Origin of the sequence: Clostridioides sp. ZZV14-6154, assembly GCF_020657785.1 — a bacterium.
Lineage (GTDB): Bacteria > Bacillota > Clostridia > Peptostreptococcales > Peptostreptococcaceae > Clostridioides.
The window spans coordinates 58873-75780 of the sequence record NZ_JAGWCY010000011.1 but is presented as its reverse complement, the minus strand read 5'-3'; the positions used below and the strand labels follow the sequence as shown (position 1 = coordinate 75780).

14 protein-coding genes are annotated in these 16908 nt (G+C 28.4%); 5 read left to right on the top strand and 9 right to left on the bottom strand.

Annotation, left to right across the window (positions count from 1 at the left end; translation table 11 throughout):
- Positions 1-88 precede the first annotated feature (88 nt).
- The 3 genes from KGF45_RS16820 to KGF45_RS16810 all read right to left on the bottom strand — a co-directional run bounded on the left by KGF45_RS16820 (position 89) and on the right by KGF45_RS16810 (position 4657).
- Positions 89-2749: an ABC transporter permease gene (locus KGF45_RS16820; protein ID WP_227842916.1), complete on the bottom strand. Its 2661-nt coding sequence runs from the start codon at positions 2747-2749 to the stop codon at positions 89-91.
- A complete protein-coding gene (locus KGF45_RS16815) occupies positions 2746-3429 on the bottom strand; it encodes an ABC transporter ATP-binding protein (RefSeq protein WP_227829357.1) in 684 nt (227 codons plus the stop codon). The genes KGF45_RS16820 and KGF45_RS16815 overlap by 4 nt, the downstream gene beginning before the upstream one ends.
- A gap of 292 nt (positions 3430-3721) precedes the next feature.
- The gene (locus KGF45_RS16810) at positions 3722-4657 is read right to left on the bottom strand and encodes a penicillin-binding transpeptidase domain-containing protein (RefSeq protein ID WP_227829356.1); all 936 of its coding nucleotides are present in this window, start codon (positions 4655-4657) and stop codon (positions 3722-3724) included.
- 416 nt (positions 4658-5073) lie between these two features.
- Here KGF45_RS16810 and KGF45_RS20535 point away from each other — a divergent pair, with 416 nt between their 5' ends.
- Both KGF45_RS20535 and KGF45_RS16805 read left to right on the top strand, forming a co-directional pair.
- Entirely contained in the window at positions 5074-5406 is a 333-nt protein-coding gene (locus tag KGF45_RS20535; RefSeq protein ID WP_413841167.1) for a hypothetical protein, read from the top strand.
- Complete coding sequence (locus tag KGF45_RS16805; protein WP_413894741.1) at positions 5403-6707, top strand: ATP-binding cassette domain-containing protein; 1305 nt, start codon at positions 5403-5405, stop codon at positions 6705-6707. Before KGF45_RS20535 ends, KGF45_RS16805 begins: the two co-directional genes overlap by 4 nt.
- A 331-nt stretch (positions 6708-7038) precedes the next feature.
- On the opposite strand, the gene KGF45_RS16800 is transcribed toward KGF45_RS16805, so the two are convergent.
- The 3 genes from KGF45_RS16800 to KGF45_RS16790 all read right to left on the bottom strand — a co-directional run bounded on the left by KGF45_RS16800 (position 7039) and on the right by KGF45_RS16790 (position 10911).
- Entirely contained in the window at positions 7039-9156 is a 2118-nt protein-coding gene (locus KGF45_RS16800) for a UvrD-helicase domain-containing protein (protein ID WP_227842915.1), read from the bottom strand.
- A gap of 110 nt (positions 9157-9266) precedes the next feature.
- Entirely contained in the window at positions 9267-10121 is an 855-nt protein-coding gene (locus KGF45_RS16795; protein WP_227829354.1) for a helix-turn-helix domain-containing protein, read from the bottom strand.
- A gap of 337 nt (positions 10122-10458) precedes the next feature.
- Positions 10459-10911, bottom strand: a complete 453-nt coding sequence (locus KGF45_RS16790; protein ID WP_227829353.1) for a hypothetical protein — start codon at positions 10909-10911, stop codon at positions 10459-10461.
- 184 nt (positions 10912-11095) lie between these two features.
- On the opposite strand from KGF45_RS16790, the gene tnpA reads away from it, so the two are divergent.
- From tnpA to KGF45_RS20530, 3 genes are all read left to right on the top strand, one after another.
- Positions 11096-11497: an IS200/IS605 family transposase gene (tnpA, locus tag KGF45_RS16785; protein WP_227842914.1), complete on the top strand. Its 402-nt coding sequence runs from the start codon at positions 11096-11098 to the stop codon at positions 11495-11497.
- A 17-nt stretch (positions 11498-11514) separates the two neighbouring features.
- Positions 11515-12954: a transposase gene (locus KGF45_RS16780; protein ID WP_227842913.1), complete on the top strand. Its 1440-nt coding sequence runs from the start codon at positions 11515-11517 to the stop codon at positions 12952-12954.
- A gap of 116 nt (positions 12955-13070) precedes the next feature.
- Entirely contained in the window at positions 13071-14108 is a 1038-nt protein-coding gene (locus tag KGF45_RS20530) for an MATE family efflux transporter (RefSeq protein WP_413926598.1), read from the top strand.
- A gap of 29 nt (positions 14109-14137) precedes the next feature.
- On the opposite strand, the gene KGF45_RS16770 is transcribed toward KGF45_RS20530, so the two are convergent.
- The 3 genes from KGF45_RS16770 to KGF45_RS16760 all read right to left on the bottom strand — a co-directional run bounded on the left by KGF45_RS16770 (position 14138) and on the right by KGF45_RS16760 (position 16897).
- On the bottom strand, positions 14138-14845 hold the full coding sequence (locus KGF45_RS16770) for an acyltransferase family protein (RefSeq protein ID WP_413926597.1): 708 nt from the start codon (positions 14843-14845) through the stop codon (positions 14138-14140).
- A gap of 304 nt (positions 14846-15149) precedes the next feature.
- Complete coding sequence (locus KGF45_RS16765) at positions 15150-15629, bottom strand: GyrI-like domain-containing protein (protein WP_227842911.1); 480 nt, start codon at positions 15627-15629, stop codon at positions 15150-15152.
- 419 nt (positions 15630-16048) lie between these two features.
- Positions 16049-16897, bottom strand: coding sequence for a PRD domain-containing protein (locus tag KGF45_RS16760; RefSeq protein WP_227842910.1), 849 nt, complete (start codon positions 16895-16897; stop codon positions 16049-16051).
- Between the last annotated feature and the right edge of the window lie 11 nt (positions 16898-16908).

Genomic DNA, 16908 nt, shown 5'->3' with positions numbered 1-16908 from the left:
TCCTATTTATCTATCATTTACACATTATCTATCACTTACACACAATATTCTTTAAAGTTGCTTTTAAAAAATATTCAATAAATCTTGTTTATATTGTCTCATTTTTTATAGATTCTACTATGTTTTCACTCTTTAATTGTTTACATCCCATAGTATACGACGCTATTACTACAATAAGTATCAATATGGTAAAGCTCGTCACTATGGATATTGGTGCAAATAATAAGTACTCCATAAAACTTATTTCATTTATATGGATGAAAGCATACAGTATAGCTATTTGCACAGGAATACTGAGTAATAATGGTGTAAGACCAAAAAATAATCCTTCTAGGATAAGCATCTTTTTCATACCCTTTGGAGACAATCCTGCAGAACGTAACATAGCAAATTCTTGTCGTCTACTTCTAAGATTCCCTGAAACAGTCGCCCATACATTTGATAAACCAATTGCAGCTAATAATGCTGTAATAAATCCTACTATCAAATTCATAGTTATTTGTCCACTCTCACTTAATTCTTCATTTTCTACAACATCATTAATACTATAATCACCTGACCCATAATATTTATTGCAAATAGATTCAAACTCTTTTCTTACTTTAGAAATATTATCATGATTATCTATTTTAAATAACCCTGTTATTCTATTTGATTTTAATCTACGGTTTTCATGATAGTTTTTGGACACATCCTGTACTATAGACATTGGTACTATTTGAATTAAGGTGTATCTACCAAGATTTTCTGCTATTTGTGGAAGTGTATCTGTAATAGTTCCTACTTTCATATTAAAAGTATAATTTCCCTCATCTTCATCATATACCTTTTCATTTAATGTAATGTTATCTCCTACAGAAAGATTTAAATAATCTATATATACTTTATCCCTACGTGTACTACGCTCAACATCTTCCTCACGATTATATACAATCGAAATCGGATTTTTTGTATCATAATATGGTTTTGGGTCTATAGAAAGTTGTTTACAATATTTTGCAAAACTCTCATCATCAAGTCCAATCATAGTTGAAGTAATACGAAACTTACCATCACGTTCTATAGGAGCATATTTTTTAGCTGAGACTATCTTTTTAAATCCTCCACTCTTTGCAAGCTCTTTTGAAGCGTCTTTTTCAGTTAACCAAGTGATTGCAGACATTTTTAGATAATATAATGAACTCTCTACACCTTGTGTACTGTTTAATTGTTCTAAAAACTGTTTTTCTGCAGGTTCACTATTTTCCAGATGCAATGATATATCCCTTTGATTAGCATAAATATCACTACCATAAACACGCTCTGCACCTCTTTGACATGCAATTATATTTAGAAAGCTCGTCAACAATAAAAAAGAAAGTGTTAAAGATATTGTTGCGGTACGATAAGATTTTTTACGGGAACGAAGCGCATTTACTGCAAGCTCTCCTTCTATACCAAATAAGTTTGTTAGTGAATATTTATGTGACTTTTTGATTTTAATACTATCACCTTGTCTAATTGCTTCTATAGGTGATATTTTTGATACTTTACGTGCTGGGATAAGTGCAGAAATCCATACTGTTATTATTGTAAGTAAAACAGCTGGCAAGAAAGCAATAACACCATAAGTAAAGATTACCTGTTGATTATTATTAACAGTATCGACTGAATTAATATAACTTACAAGACCCTTACACAATGCCCATCCTAAAAATAAGCCTATAGGCAAAGGAATAATTGTCAATAAAAACCCTTCAAAAACCACAGACTTTTTAATCTGCTTTGGTGATGCTCCAATACTAGCTAGTATACCCAATTGAGTAAGTCTAGCATTTGCTGATAGTGCAAAAGCATTATAAATCACCAGTACAAATACGGCTACTGTAAAGATTGCTATTGTTAGATACATAATAGGTGTTGAAAATTTTTCTATACTGTTCATAGATGCTTTCTGCTCTGGAGAAAAAACTAACATTTTTAAAAGATAATTACTATTATACTTAAGATTGTATTTTCCATATTCATTCATTTTCCATCCTAATGATTTAGCAAGCTTTGGAAGCTCTTTATATGTATCTCTAATATTTTTAAATCGTAAATATACAGTAATATTATCACTAGGCTTTATACTTGCTCTATCAAGATAACCAAGAGCTGTATATGCAGGTACAACTGATGAAGTAGTAACATCTATTTTCCCTACTATTGTCAACGTAGTCTCTGAAATCTTCTTAAAACTTTCACCTTTAGATTTTGGAGCTACGGGTTCAAGAAGATTTCCATTTAAAACCCTATCTCCTATTGGTATAGTAATCTTATCACCAATTTTTACATTTGGATTACTCTCAAAATATTGTTTTGATAGTGCAATTTCATTAGCATTATTTGGTCGATGACCCTCTAGTATAGTGTCTTTCTCTGGCATAGAATTCCAATATTCTGAGGTAGCATTTCTATAAATTATGTAATCCCTTTTATCATCGTCAATTTTACCTACATACCACTGTCCTTTAATCATCACATCATCAACTGAAGAGAAATTTTCAATTAATGATAAGTCACTTCCATGAGTTTCATCAAATAACTCTCCATGCCAATTACCTTCTTTCTCAATTGAAAGCCTTATAAAATCACTCCACATTGTATATAATAGTCCACACAAAGAAGACATCATAGTTGTAGTAAGTAATATAGCTAACATTATAGCCATACTACTGCGCTTATTACGACGTACAAAATCTAAGGTGTATTCTTGAAGAATATTCATTTCTTCACCACCTTTTCAGAAACTATCATACCATCTTCCATAGTTATAATACGATTTGCTTCTAATGCTATTTTTTCATCATGAGTAATAAGAAGTATTGTTTGATTAAATCGTTTATTTGATAAGTTTAGTAAATCTACAATTTCTTCAGAATTTTTTCTATCAAGATTACCTGTTGGTTCATCTGCTAATAAAATAGCTGGTCTATATATTAAACTTCTAGCTATAGCTACTCTTTGCTGTTGTCCACCTGAAAGTTGACCTGGAAGATGTTTAAGCCTATCAGTTAATCCAAGTGTAGATACAATTTCAGAAAACCTATCTTCATCCACTTTCCTTTTATCAAGTAACATTGGTAATAATATATTTTTTCTAACATCAAGAGTAGGTATAAGATTATAAAATTGATATATAAGCCCTACTTTTCTACGTCGAAAAATTGCCAATGCTTCCTCTTTTAAGCTTGCTATTTCAGTGTCTTCAATATAAATTTTTCCAGATGTAGGTCTATCTACTCCTCCAAGCATATGAAGTAATGTAGATTTTCCAGAACCAGAGGCTCCTACTATAGATACAAAATCACCTTTTTGAACTGATAAATTCAAATTATTAAGAGCTATCACCATGGTTTGATTTGAGCCATATGTCTTTGTTAAATTTTCACATTTTAGTATTTCCATATACAATCATCTCCTTTATAGTTAAAGTTTAGCAATCCAAAATGACATTATAGTGACACACCAAACTAAATGTTGACACTCTTTTAAAATACTCTTTTCAATTAAATATGATACTTTACATAAACACCTTATAATTTTTAACCAATATAAGATTATTTTTTATTAAATTTTGTTCATATCTTTTTACATCTACTTAAGATAATATAAATAAAATAAAAACTATGCAATATATTTATCAATTCATTGCATAGTTCCTTAAATTTACCTATATTTTAGTATAAAGTTATGTCTATTATATAGCACTATAATATTTCTTAATTATATCAATTGCAATCTCTTTTACTTTTGGTCCTCCAATTTCTTTATTAGAATCATCTGATTTAATAGCAAAGTAATATGTATCATCTTCATTTTCTACCATACCAACAAACCATGCATCAACACATTGCTTCTTTTCATCAAATCCTGTTCCAGTTTTACCATATACATTCATTTTCTTATCATTTATATCTATTTTCATAATGTCCTTCAAGAGATTAATATTCTCTTTTTTAAAGCTTGTATCACCCTCAAAAATTTTAGCTAATACTTGTGTTTGCTCTTTAGGAGATATTTTTAATGAAGATTCTAACCAGAACCCATTTAAATCTTTACTTCCATTTTTTAAATTTCCTTCCCACTCACTAATGTCACAATTTCCATATTTTAGATTATCTAGTGTGTTTTGAACAAATTTAGCATCAACTTGATTCATCAGTTTTCTATGATACCAAACACAAGATGCTTTAAATGCTTCTTCTAGATTAAGATTTCTATTCCAATCTTCAATCTCATAAATTGTGCCATTATACCCCATAACTGATTCTTTTGAGTTTACTATTCCCTTTTCTAGACCAATTAATGTTGAAATTATTTTGAAAGTAGAACAAGGTGAAGCCCTTGTTTCAATTAATTCTTTATTGTATATGTTATATTCTTTATTTTTACTACTGTAAAAAATAGCTCCTCCACTAATATCTTTAAAACAATCACTATAATCAACTACATTAACTTTATCTTTTTTCTCCTGTGTACTATCTTTAGCCTCCAATTCATTTGATTTAAAATTTGTATTGTTACTCTTAATATTTTGTTCTTTATTATTTTGATTACTTCCCATTAGATATTTTGCTATAAGCACAATGACTAATAGAATAATTATTAAAATAAAACTTGTTTTTCTTTTCATACCTTACTACTTCCTAATATGTATATCTATAATCCTCCTCTAATATTATAAAAACCACTATTATAACTATCAGTAACATTATTCTCTCCTTTCAATCAGTAAAATTATATCTGAATACACACCTAAAACTTACTATTGTAGTATTTAAAATATTACAATAGTAAGTTTTAAAAGTCAAGTTATTTAAATCTTTTAAACTCGCTCATTTTTACTAAATTTTAAATAAGTTCTATGATAGGATTTTTGTTTTTTATATGTAACATCACTAATTAATACTGTTTACAATGTAAACAAATTTAAAAATAATATCTGTAATATAGCAGAATATATCAGGAAAATAGGTTTTAATCTTATTATAATATAACTACATAATATAATTACGCTACTCAAATATATAAAGAAAGGACTTAGTATTTATGTCATATATCATAATAAAAGGACTTACACATAATAATTTAAAAAACATATCACTTAAACTTCCCAAAAACAAAATCATTGTCTTTACTGGAGTTTCTGGCTCTGGAAAATCAAGTATTGTATTTGACACAATTGCAGCAGAATCACAAAGACAAATGAATGAAACATATTCAGCATTTATTAGAGGTCGACTTCCAAAATACAAAAAACCTCATGTAGAACTGATTGATAATTTAACTGCTTCTGTAATCGTGGACCAGTCTCCTCTTGGTGGCAATGCACGTTCTACAGTAGGAACTATAAGCGATTTGTATTCTTCACTAACAATATGAGCAAACACACCAAAGAAAAGTCGGAAAGACTTATAACTGATGAGGAATGTCCTCAATGTCATGGAAAAAGATTAAATAAAGATGCACTTAACTGCACTATTTTAGGGTATTCTATAGCAGATATGGGTAATATGGAATTTACTGAACTTTATAATTTACTCTCTCAAATAAATGATAAAAAAGTTGAAACAGTTGTCAACGCTCTTACTGATGGCTTAAAAAGAATGATTGATATTGGACTTCCTTATTTACATCTAAATAGGGAATCAACTTCTCTATCTGGAGGAGAAGCCCAGAGATTAAAACTTGTACGCTATATGGGAAGTAGTCTCACAGGTCTAACTTATATTTTTGATGAACCCAGCACTGGAATGCACCCAAGAGATGTATATTGTATGAATCAATTATTAAAAAAACTTAGAGACAGAGGAAATACAGTTTTGGTAGTAGAGCATGATAAAGATGTCATATCTATAGCCGATGAGATTATAGATATTGGCCCAAATGCTGGTAAACATGGGGGAAATATTATATTTCAAGGTACCTATAATGAATTACTTCTAGCAAATACACTTACTTCAAAAGCTATGAATTTATCATTATCTCTAAAATCTAATACTCGTAAAGCAAAAAGCTTTCTTCCCATTAGAGGAGCTTGTTTGCATAATCTAAAAAATGTTGATATAGATATACCAGTTGGAATCATGACAGTTGTTACTGGAGTTGCTGGTTCTGGTAAAAGTACTTTGATTTCTCGTATTTTTGCAAAAAAATATGAAAAAGATGTTATTAAAATTGACCAAAACCCTATCACAACTACAAATCGCTCTATGCCAGCTACATTTCTTGGTTTTTTTGATGAAATAAGAAAACTTTTTGCTAAGGAAAATACTGTTGGCGAAAGTTTATTCAGCTTTAATTCTAAAGGGGCTTGTCCTATTTGTAATGGAAAAGGAGTACTTGTTACAGAACTGGTATTTATGGACCCTGTTGTTAACACATGTGAAGCTTGTAAAGGTACTCGATATAATGAAGAAGTCCTGTCTAAATTGTACAAGGGTAAAAATATAGTTGAAGTTCTTTCTATGACAGTGGATGAATCTCTTGAATTCTTTACAGAAAAGAAACTTTGCAAAATACTACAAACTATGAAAGATGTAGGATTATCTTATATGACTTTAGGGCAGCCACTTAGTACACTGTCTGGTGGAGAATGTCAAAGAATTAAACTAGCAAAAAATCTTAATAAAAAAGGTAATACTATAACATCAGACTTTCTTAGAAAATCAATAAAAAAATAAGAATAATGGTGTAAATAAAACTACAGAATAAATGCTTTTTCATTTTAAAAAATATATATTAAAGTATGAAATAAGAATATGCATAATTATATATTTTATTTATGGCTTGTACAGTTCTAATTACCTCAAATAGTACTGCTGATATTTTGTTAATTCTATAGAAGATACTTTAATCTATAGAATTAACAAAATGATTAACAAAATGATTAACAAAATAATTGGTAAAATAAAAAAATTTCAACAAATACAATTATATACACAAACGTTAAACTTGTATAATTGAATAATTTATAGAGTAATCTTAGGTAAGCTTATATAAACTATATATATCTCAATTAAGTTCTATCAACTGCGTTAAATTTCCAGTGTATGTAAGCTTAAGTCTATGCATAGCCCGTGTACAAGCAATATATAATAAACTACGGTCGTAATCATTGTAATATGTTTTATTATTTACTGAAGGAATAACAACTTCATCAAACTCCAACCCTTTTGACATTTTAATAGAAGTAATTGATACGCCTTTTACAAAACTAGAACTTTCAGGAGATATTAAATTAACATCATATTCTTGCTTAATAACATCATAGATTGCTTTAGCCTCACTGTTGGTTTTTAGTATAATACCAAGGGTAGCATTGTTGCTTTCCTCAAACTGCTCAATCTCCATTTTTATCTTATCTATCTCATCTTGTTCATTGATGCATTTAATTAAAACTGGCTCCTCACCATGTCTTTCAATAACTTCCAGTGAAATTATATTTTGAATTTTCTTGGCAAAATTAATAATCTCAAAAGTAGAACGATAACTCTTATTTAACATTACTAGCTCTCCACCATCATAAATCTGCACCATATCATCTAACGTATGTAGATGATTAGGGTTGATTAGTTGTCCAAAATCTCCAAGGATAGTCTTTTTACATTTGAAAAGCAAGTTTATTACAGCATATTGAATAGGAGTATAATCTTGCATTTCATCAATAACAATGTGTCTTATCACTTTGTCTTCTTGTAATCCTTCATAGGCAGCATGAAGATATATAAATGGATACACATCTGCCCACTCCAGAGTCTTCTTTGATGGCATTACAAACATATCTTGAATATTCATCTGTTTGAAGAAGTCCTTATACAGTGCCAGAGTATTTTTTATTGTTAGCATTCCATTTAGACTTTTCAGTATATTTTTTACTTTTGGTAAGTCTTCTTCCATAATATTATCTGATTCAAATCTATAATGAATATCTTCTGCTACCATCTCCAGTCTTTGCTTAACTGGATATTTGTTATATGCATCAAATCTTCTTCGTATCCAGTCACTTGTAGCTGTAAAACTTCCAAAAGTATAATCTTTAGGAATAAAGACCATATTTGGCATTTGCTTTATGTATTTGTCCATAAGCTTTAAAAAATCAAGTGTAGACTTGAAACGTACTCTTTCATCCCATTGTACATCATTTATTTCCAGAGAATCTTTTTCTCCTTCAAAATCAATAATTCGTTCTAATTGAACTTCGGCTATATCTTCAAAACTTAATTCACATAGGGGTTCTTCTCCTAGCTCAGGAAGTACATTAGAAATATAGTCACCAAAGACTTTATTAGGTGATAGAATAATTACATTATTTGCTGATATCTTATCTTTAAATCGATAAAGAAGAAAAGCAATTCGATGTAATGCTATAGATGTTTTTCCAGAACCAGCTACTCCTTGAATAATGAGAGTGTCAGCCTTGTCATTTCTAATAATTTGATTTTGCTCTTTTTGTATTGTTGAAATGATGGATTTCATCTTTTCATCTGAAGTATTACTAAGTTCCTGTTGAAGAATATCATCTTGTATATTCATAGAACTTTCAAGTACATATTCCAGTGTTCCATTTTTAATTTTAAACTGTCGTTTACGTGTTATTTCTCCATCTATCCATCCTAGTGGTGCATTATACCCTGCTGGCCCTATCTTACAATCATAAAACATACTGGCCATTGGAGAACGCCAATCGAGTATTAGAAGTTCATTTTCATAATCAAATGCAAATCGACCAATATAATACTTTGAATCTTCATCTTCATCTTTTAGTTTAAAATCTATCCTAGCAAAATATGGCGAATCTTTCATTTTAGCAATCTTATCTCGAACTTTTACCATAAAAGCCCCATAACTATCTATTTGCTTTAGTGCCAGTTCATTCTGAAACATTTCATGTGGGTCTATCTCTCCACGATTCTTTACCATATATAATTTAGCATCCATGTAATCTTTATCAAGTTTATCAACTGAATTTTCTGCTTTCTCCAAAGCATTATCCAACTTGTTATTTATATCTATAAGATATGAAATCTCATCTGGAAAAGATGTTTTTAACTCTATCTTTTGTTCAGATATATTATGTTTAGAAACAGATGTGATAGAATTACAACTTTCTAATTGCTGATTTTTAGACATTTGAACCCTCCTTGTCAACTGAGTATTATCTTAAATCATTATACTGAATTGAACTTTAAATTTTTTAATCATTCTTGCTCTTTGGTTCAAATTTAGTTAGCTCATTAGTACTATTCATTGTCTTTATCATTTTCAGAAGACAGAACAAATTTTTGAGTAGGATACCCAAATTCAGTCAGTAATTCAGCTTCTGCAAAACCTAACTTCTTTATCATATTCCGATGTCCTGTATCAGCTTTATCTCCTTCTCTAAAAGTTGTGATTGAGATAGATGTATCTATCAAAAAATTCTCAATAACCTTTTTCAGAAACACCTGTGCAATATCTGAATTACGATATTGAGGGTGTATTCCAAAAAAGTCAATACTTCCAGTTTCTTTATTAAATATCATATTTGCAATAGCAATGTTATTAAATTTTAATATCAAGGCTCTTTCTTCCAAAATATATTGTTTTAATTGAGAGATATACTCTTCCTCCTGTAAATTTGGAAAGCCATCTATAACCAATCTGACTAAATTCATCCATAATGGTATATCAGATATCTTAGCAAGTGTAATATCTTTTTCTAATTCCAATATATTTTTTGAAAATAAATTATCTTTTTTCAAAACAAATCTTAGCTGCAAAGGATAAAATTCTTGTTCTTTTCGATATTTATTTGGAGATTTTTTATACATATCTTTAAATACAGAAGTAAATGCTTGTTGACTTTCATAGCCAGCTATCAATGCAATTTCAATAATCGATTTTTTAGAAAATACTAATAGTTTTGCTGCCTCTGTGAGTTTTCTTCGTTTTATATAATCATGCATTGTCAAACCAACAGAAGTTGTGAAAGTTCTATGTAGATGATATTTTGAATAATGAACAGCATTAGCAACTATATCTAAATCCAGCTTTTCTGATAAATGTTCCTCTATATAATCAATAGCAGTTATAACATTATTTACTTTATAAAACATTGCAGCTCTCCTCCTTTTATCCATGAGACATTATATCAGTTACTTCTTAGTCATATTTAATAAATCTTGCTCTTTTTTATAATGTAAAAATTATTGTTTATACGTCTATCTCATCCTATAACCTATTTTCAAATTTTCTTACATATTCCTAACTTAATAATATCCACTTCTTCATATAATATAATCATAAAAAAGTAAAGTAGAGTATTTCATTTGAGATTCTTAATATTCTCTTGAAATACTCTTCTTTATATAGATACTTCTTTATTTTTAAATATACACTTAATTTATTTAGCTTAAAATAAAATTTCAACTTTTAAATTTACTATCTTTTCTTCTATTCTTTAATTAAAGACTCCAATCCTTTAATTTGCAATAGATTTTCGTTTAATAAAGCTAAAAATTTGTCTATTGTTTCCTGTTTATTAGATTCTTTAACTAAGTAGTAAATAAATCTATCTGGTGGTGCATCCTTTATATAATGTACTTCAATATTAGATATTTCCTTAAGATGATATGCTACTGACACTGGCACAATTGCCCATACATTTTCTTGTCTCATAAAATATTCTAAAAGAGACATCTGGTCTAAAAATACTTTAGGTTGAAGAGTTGAGCGAAACCAAAAATTATGCCACAAATCATATTCAGGATTCCATGGAAGTCTTATTTCATCCGCAACATCTAAAACAGATGGGTGCAATTCCCCATTGTATTTTGAGCCATAACTTGTTACCAGTAACATGGCTTCTTTAAATATTGGTATTGTTTCTATGTTATTAAAAAACATATCATCTGAAATAAGGGCTATATCAACTTCACCCTTGGAAACATAATCGTATGCTTCATAAGAATGATAGTTGTAAAAGTTTACAACTTAGTGCGGAAAGCCCACTCCTTTAGGCGTGGGATGGATAGCATAAATAATGTATAAAAAGCATTAACACATACACATAAAATGTTAATATAAGTATATGGAGAATAAATATAGAAGAACTCAAACAACTGTTAGTTTAATTAATTATCATTTTGTATTCTGTCCTAGATACAGAAGAAAAATATTTAATATAGAAGGCTTAGAGGATAGATTTAAAACATTGGTTAAAAATAAGTGTAAAGAGATTGATATTGAAATTATTGCAATCGAATGTGATAAAGACCATACACACATGTTTTTAAATAGCCTTCCAACTTTAAGTCCTTCTGATATAATGCAAAATATAAAAGGTTATACAAGTAAAATATTAAGAGAAGAATTTATTGAATTATCAAAAATGCCTAGTTTATGGACTAGAAGCTATTTTGTATCTACAGAAGAAAATGTATGTAGTGAAACTATTAAAAAATATGTAGAAAATCAGAAAACAAGATATTAGAAAGTGAGGTGAACACTATGTCAAATTATATATTAACATTGCAATTAAAAACAGAAAAGTTTCAAGAAGATATTATATGTAATATTTTTGATAAGTATAGAAAAGTATATAATTCATGTTTATCAGAGCTATTTAAAAGATATAACCACATGATAGAATCTAAGGAGTATCAAGCAAATTGCAAATATAAGGGCAAAGATAGAAATAGAATATTTAGTGATATTAATAAAAAATATAATTTAACAGAGTATTCACTTCATAATTTTGTTAAACCTATTTGTAAATATTATAAACTACATTCTGCCATATCTCAGAAGATAGCTACAAGATGTTTTAATGCTTTTAGTAAGTACATATATCATCAAGCTAAACGGGTTAATTATATTAGATATAATGAATTAACGTCAATAGAAGGGAAACAAAATTCAACTGGTATTAGCTACAAAGATGGTATTATTAAATTTAATAAAATGACTATTCCAGTAATAATAAAGAACAATGACAACTATGCTCAAAGGGCAATTCAAGATAAAATAAAATATTGTAGAATACTTAAAAAAGAAATTAAAGGTAGGACTAAATGGTATGTACAATTAGCTTTACAAGGAGTTCCACCTAAAAAAACAACCAATCAAGGAAAAATAAAAGGGCAAATTGGTTTAAGTAATGTAGGTATAGATATTGGAACTCAAACTATAGCTATATCTAGTAAATGCGATGTTAAGTTATTGGAGTTAGCCCCTAATGTTAATAATATATATAGGCAATTAAAATTAATTCAACGAAAAATGGATAGAAGTAAACGTGCAACTAATCCTAATAAATTCAATGATAATGGTACTATAAAACAAGGAAATAGAGATAAGTGGATATTTAGTAATCACTATATTAAATTAAAAACACTAAGAAAAGAGTTATATAGAAAGCAGGCTGAAATAAGAAAGCAAGACCATTATGTGTTAATTAACAAATTACTAAATTTAGGTGATAAGTTTTATGTTGAAACGATGAGTTATAAAAGACTTCAAACTAGAGCAAAGGATACTACTATTAATGAAAAGACTGGTAGAATCAATAAGAAGAAACGTTTTGGAAAATCATTAGCAAATAAAGCACCATCAATGTTTTTGAATATGTTAGATAACAAGTTAAAATGGAGTGGAGAAAAATTATATAAGATAGATACTGCTAAATGTAGGGCTAGTCAATATAATCACTTTTCAGATGAGTACAATAAGAAGGAATTAAAAGATAGATGGAATAATGGTATGGATATTCAAAGAGATTGCTATTCTGCATTTTTAATAATGAATGTTAATGAAGATTTAAAATCAATCAACAGAGAATTGTGTATTAACACATATGATAACTTTAAAATACTACATGACAAAGAAATAAATAGATTAAAAAAGATAAAATCAAATGGTTATAAATTAATATCTAGTATGGGGATATAAAAACTATACAGGTTGAGAAATGAGCCTAATGTTAACGTTAATGGTATCAACAGATACTTTGTTAATAAAAGTTTTAGGGAATATGATTAGTGATAATATGTTGTAGGTCATGATTCATTATAACTGAGAGTATTGTAGAAATTCATGTAGTACCTAAGAACCCTACACCTTTAGGTGTAGGAGTTTCAGTAAATCTAATTCATACACCACAAGAAGTTTCAAGTATTGCGATATCATACCTAAATATTATTTTTGGTGGATTTATCGCAACATATTTTTATAATTTATTATCAGCAGCCTTGAGAGCTGTTGGAAATACTAAAGTTGCTCTAATTATCTTAATGTTTTCAATGATAATAAATACTATCTTAGATATAATTTTTGTTGCAGTATGTGATTTTGGAATTCAAGGAGCAGCTTTTGCAACTGTACTTTCACAGACTCTTGTATCCATTCTTTGCTTTACTTATATAAGAAAAAACATTTCATTTCTTTTGTTTGGAAGGGAAGATATGAAGTTTGAATGGAAATTACTAAAATTAACTATATCCTATAGTCTAATTTCAGCTCTTCATCAATCCAGTTTATATATTGGAAAATTACTAGTACAGGGAGCTGTAAATCTAATGGGGACAGACATGATTACAGCATATACTGCTACTACAAGAATTGAAGGCTTTGCTAATTCTTTTGGTGATAGTGGTGCTGAGGCTATTTCTATATTTGTCGCACAAAATACTGGAAATGAAAATAGAAAAAGAGCAAAACAAGGATTTTATACAGGATTGATTATCCTAGTGTGTCTAGGAATTGGATTATCTTTGATAATGTATTTCTTTGCAAAGACTACTATTGAATTTATGATGAATAATGCTAATAATAAAATTATGATAAATGGCATAGAGTACATGAAAACTATCGCTATTTTGTATGTTTTGTGTTTTATAGGGAGTTCATTTGTTGGATGGTATAGAGGAAGTGGAAAAGTAAATATTCCTGTGATTGGAACTATCTTACATATATCAATTCGCGTTATTCTTTCTTATTTGTTTATTCAACAATTTGGTTTAAAGACGATTGCATTTGCTACTGGCATAGGGTGGGTTTCTGTTGTAACATTTCAGTATATTATTTTTTATAGGTCAAAAAAATAGAAAGGTGGACTCTATCAAAAGTTCACCTTTTATGTAAATAACTTTTTATTTTTTTTAAGACATATTAATGGATGTAGAATATAAATGATTAATGATGATGTTCGCAATAACCTAGCTCGAGGACCTTTCAAAAATGTTAAAGCTGTAAATAAGAAATACATACATGGCAATAACATAATATACATACTGTCATGACGTTGTACCCCTAGTTTATGTAAAAGAATTCCTTCACAAAACATAAGTAAGAATGATATAAGAAATCCAATCAAGCTATTTTTAGGTGACATGTAATTATATTTATTAGCTACTATCCCTCCAAGTATGAAAAATACAGGGGCAAAAAACACACCATTTCGTGTATAATCTGATACTTCAAAAACATACTCATATAAATTCTTTAATAATGGTAATTTTTCTGAAAAGCCATAATAACTATCACCAAATATAGCAATTACGTAAAGAATAATAGTAATTACAAATGAGTACTTTAAACCTAATTTTTTTACAAGAAAATATGCAATACTTGCTCCAATAATTGATGCAGGAAGATACCATAAATGATATAAAGTCCCATCAAATACAATATCCTTAATAATATTAGGTAACAAATTATTCATGGAAAAATATCCATTGTAAATATTTAAAGGAATATAAATTACAATAGCTATTCCATAGATAAATAATGCATTTTTTAGAAAAGATTTCAATTTATCATAATTATAGTTTGGTAAAATCAAATGTTAGATAATCACAAATAGCTTGGTAACTAATTTTTATAGAAAATAATACTATATTTAATTATCCATCATTTATAATAATCCCCCTAACAAGTCCTTATTATCGCATAACAGGTAGTAACTTTCAATAAAAACGTCTGTCAGTCACTCATTAAATAACAATTTAATCGGTCATATCATAAACAATCCATATAAAAAACAAGTTAACGACCATTCATAGTAAAATGGTCGTTAACTTGTTTTTTATTACAGTTAAACCTATGCATCCACAGACATTCCTAAAATTTTCATGCTGTTTTATTATTTATATAACAGGTAACATCATTTTAGTGAGATATTCACTTGCAGGACGATTTAAATCATTCAAATATTGATAATAGATATCTCCATGAAGTTCATATCCACTGTCCTTCGCCCACGAAAATAATTCTTCAAGTGTAGGGTCTTGCAGTTCATATGGTCCTAAATCAATTGCAGTTATTATTTTCTGTGCTGGAACAATCCTTTGCAAAATCTCATTTTTTCTGTTCATATTATTAGATACAGAATGATTAGTTACAGGAAAACCTACTTCAACATCTAATTTTTCCAAGTCCATGTTATGAAAACATACAATTGGTGCTCCTGCAGACAATATTCCCTTTTCTTCTAGATAGTTGGAAATTTTTCGAAAACTTTGCTGTGAAAACTCTGAAAATTCTACCATAAAGTCAATAGTTTTTCGTATTGCTAAAATGCAATACTCAGGCTGTTCAGCCATCGTTATATTAGATATTCTAGCCATTTCATATCCTCCATTATTTTATTTTTATTTCTTAGCCTCTGTTTTGTAGTTTTTGTTTTTAGTTGCATTTTTTATATTAATAGTATAACAAAACCAATATTATGATGCTTGTCACACAGTGCTCTTATTTTAAGTAGATATATACAAAATAATGGATAATTCAAATAAAAAATAGTTCTGCTTGTTAAATAGCTAGTATTTATCATTTAAAGTCATAAAGAAAAGTAAAATTGACTTTGTAGTTCTTCTAATATATTAATAACATTAAGATTAAACATATTTGTTAAATTGCTTCTTTTATAGGTACCTTCTGCATAAAATTAAGAGATAGTTTGACAACTATCTCTTAAAATAATTCCATTATTTAAATTTAATTAATTCTTATTTTTATTATCAAGTTACTAATATACTAAAACATTCTAACAGTTTTCATCTAATTCACCTAGAATCTTATGAATATGAATCATTAAATATAATTCCTCCTGCCTAGGCAATTCTCTAGAATATTCCTTGTATATATAAGCTCCTATTTTTTTTACACATTCATATTCTTCTTTACAATTTTTGCGTACTTGATTATATATAAAATCTATCTTTTCTTTTGATGGTTCATTAGACAGAAATCTTTGAGAAAAGGCCTTTAGATGCATTACAAATCTCATATAATAAAAGGATTCTTTATTATATACAATAGAAAAGTGATAATGAACTATTTGTAAAATGGCATTTACAATTTTAGCACTTCTCTTATTTCTATCACTATAAGGATTGTCTTGTTGTGCATTTATAAAATGGCCCGCTATATTACCAATTTCCTCTTCTGGTAGTTCTAAACCAAGAACCTCCTTAAAAACAGTAATCGCATATTTTCCTATATCATATTCTTTTGGATTAAATTCTTTAATTTCAAACAAATAGTAATTCTCAATCATTATACCTTCTTTAAATCGTCTCACTGCAAAGGCGATGTGGTCAGTTAAAGCCAAGTATATATGGTTCATAAGTTTTAAGTTGTACTTTTCTATTCCATATGAGATTATCATTTGAGCTATACCAAAGTATTCTGCATCTATTTCTGATGCAAGTTGTATAATACTCTTTTTTATATTTTCATCATGAAGAACGAAAGTTTTTTCTATATCTTCTTTATTTAACTCAGACCCAATCTTATAATTATGACCAATTCCTTTTCCCATCAATATTATTTCTTCGTCATTATCATCCTTTGCAAGTAGCAACGAATTATTTAATACCTTTGTAATGTACATACTAAAAACCT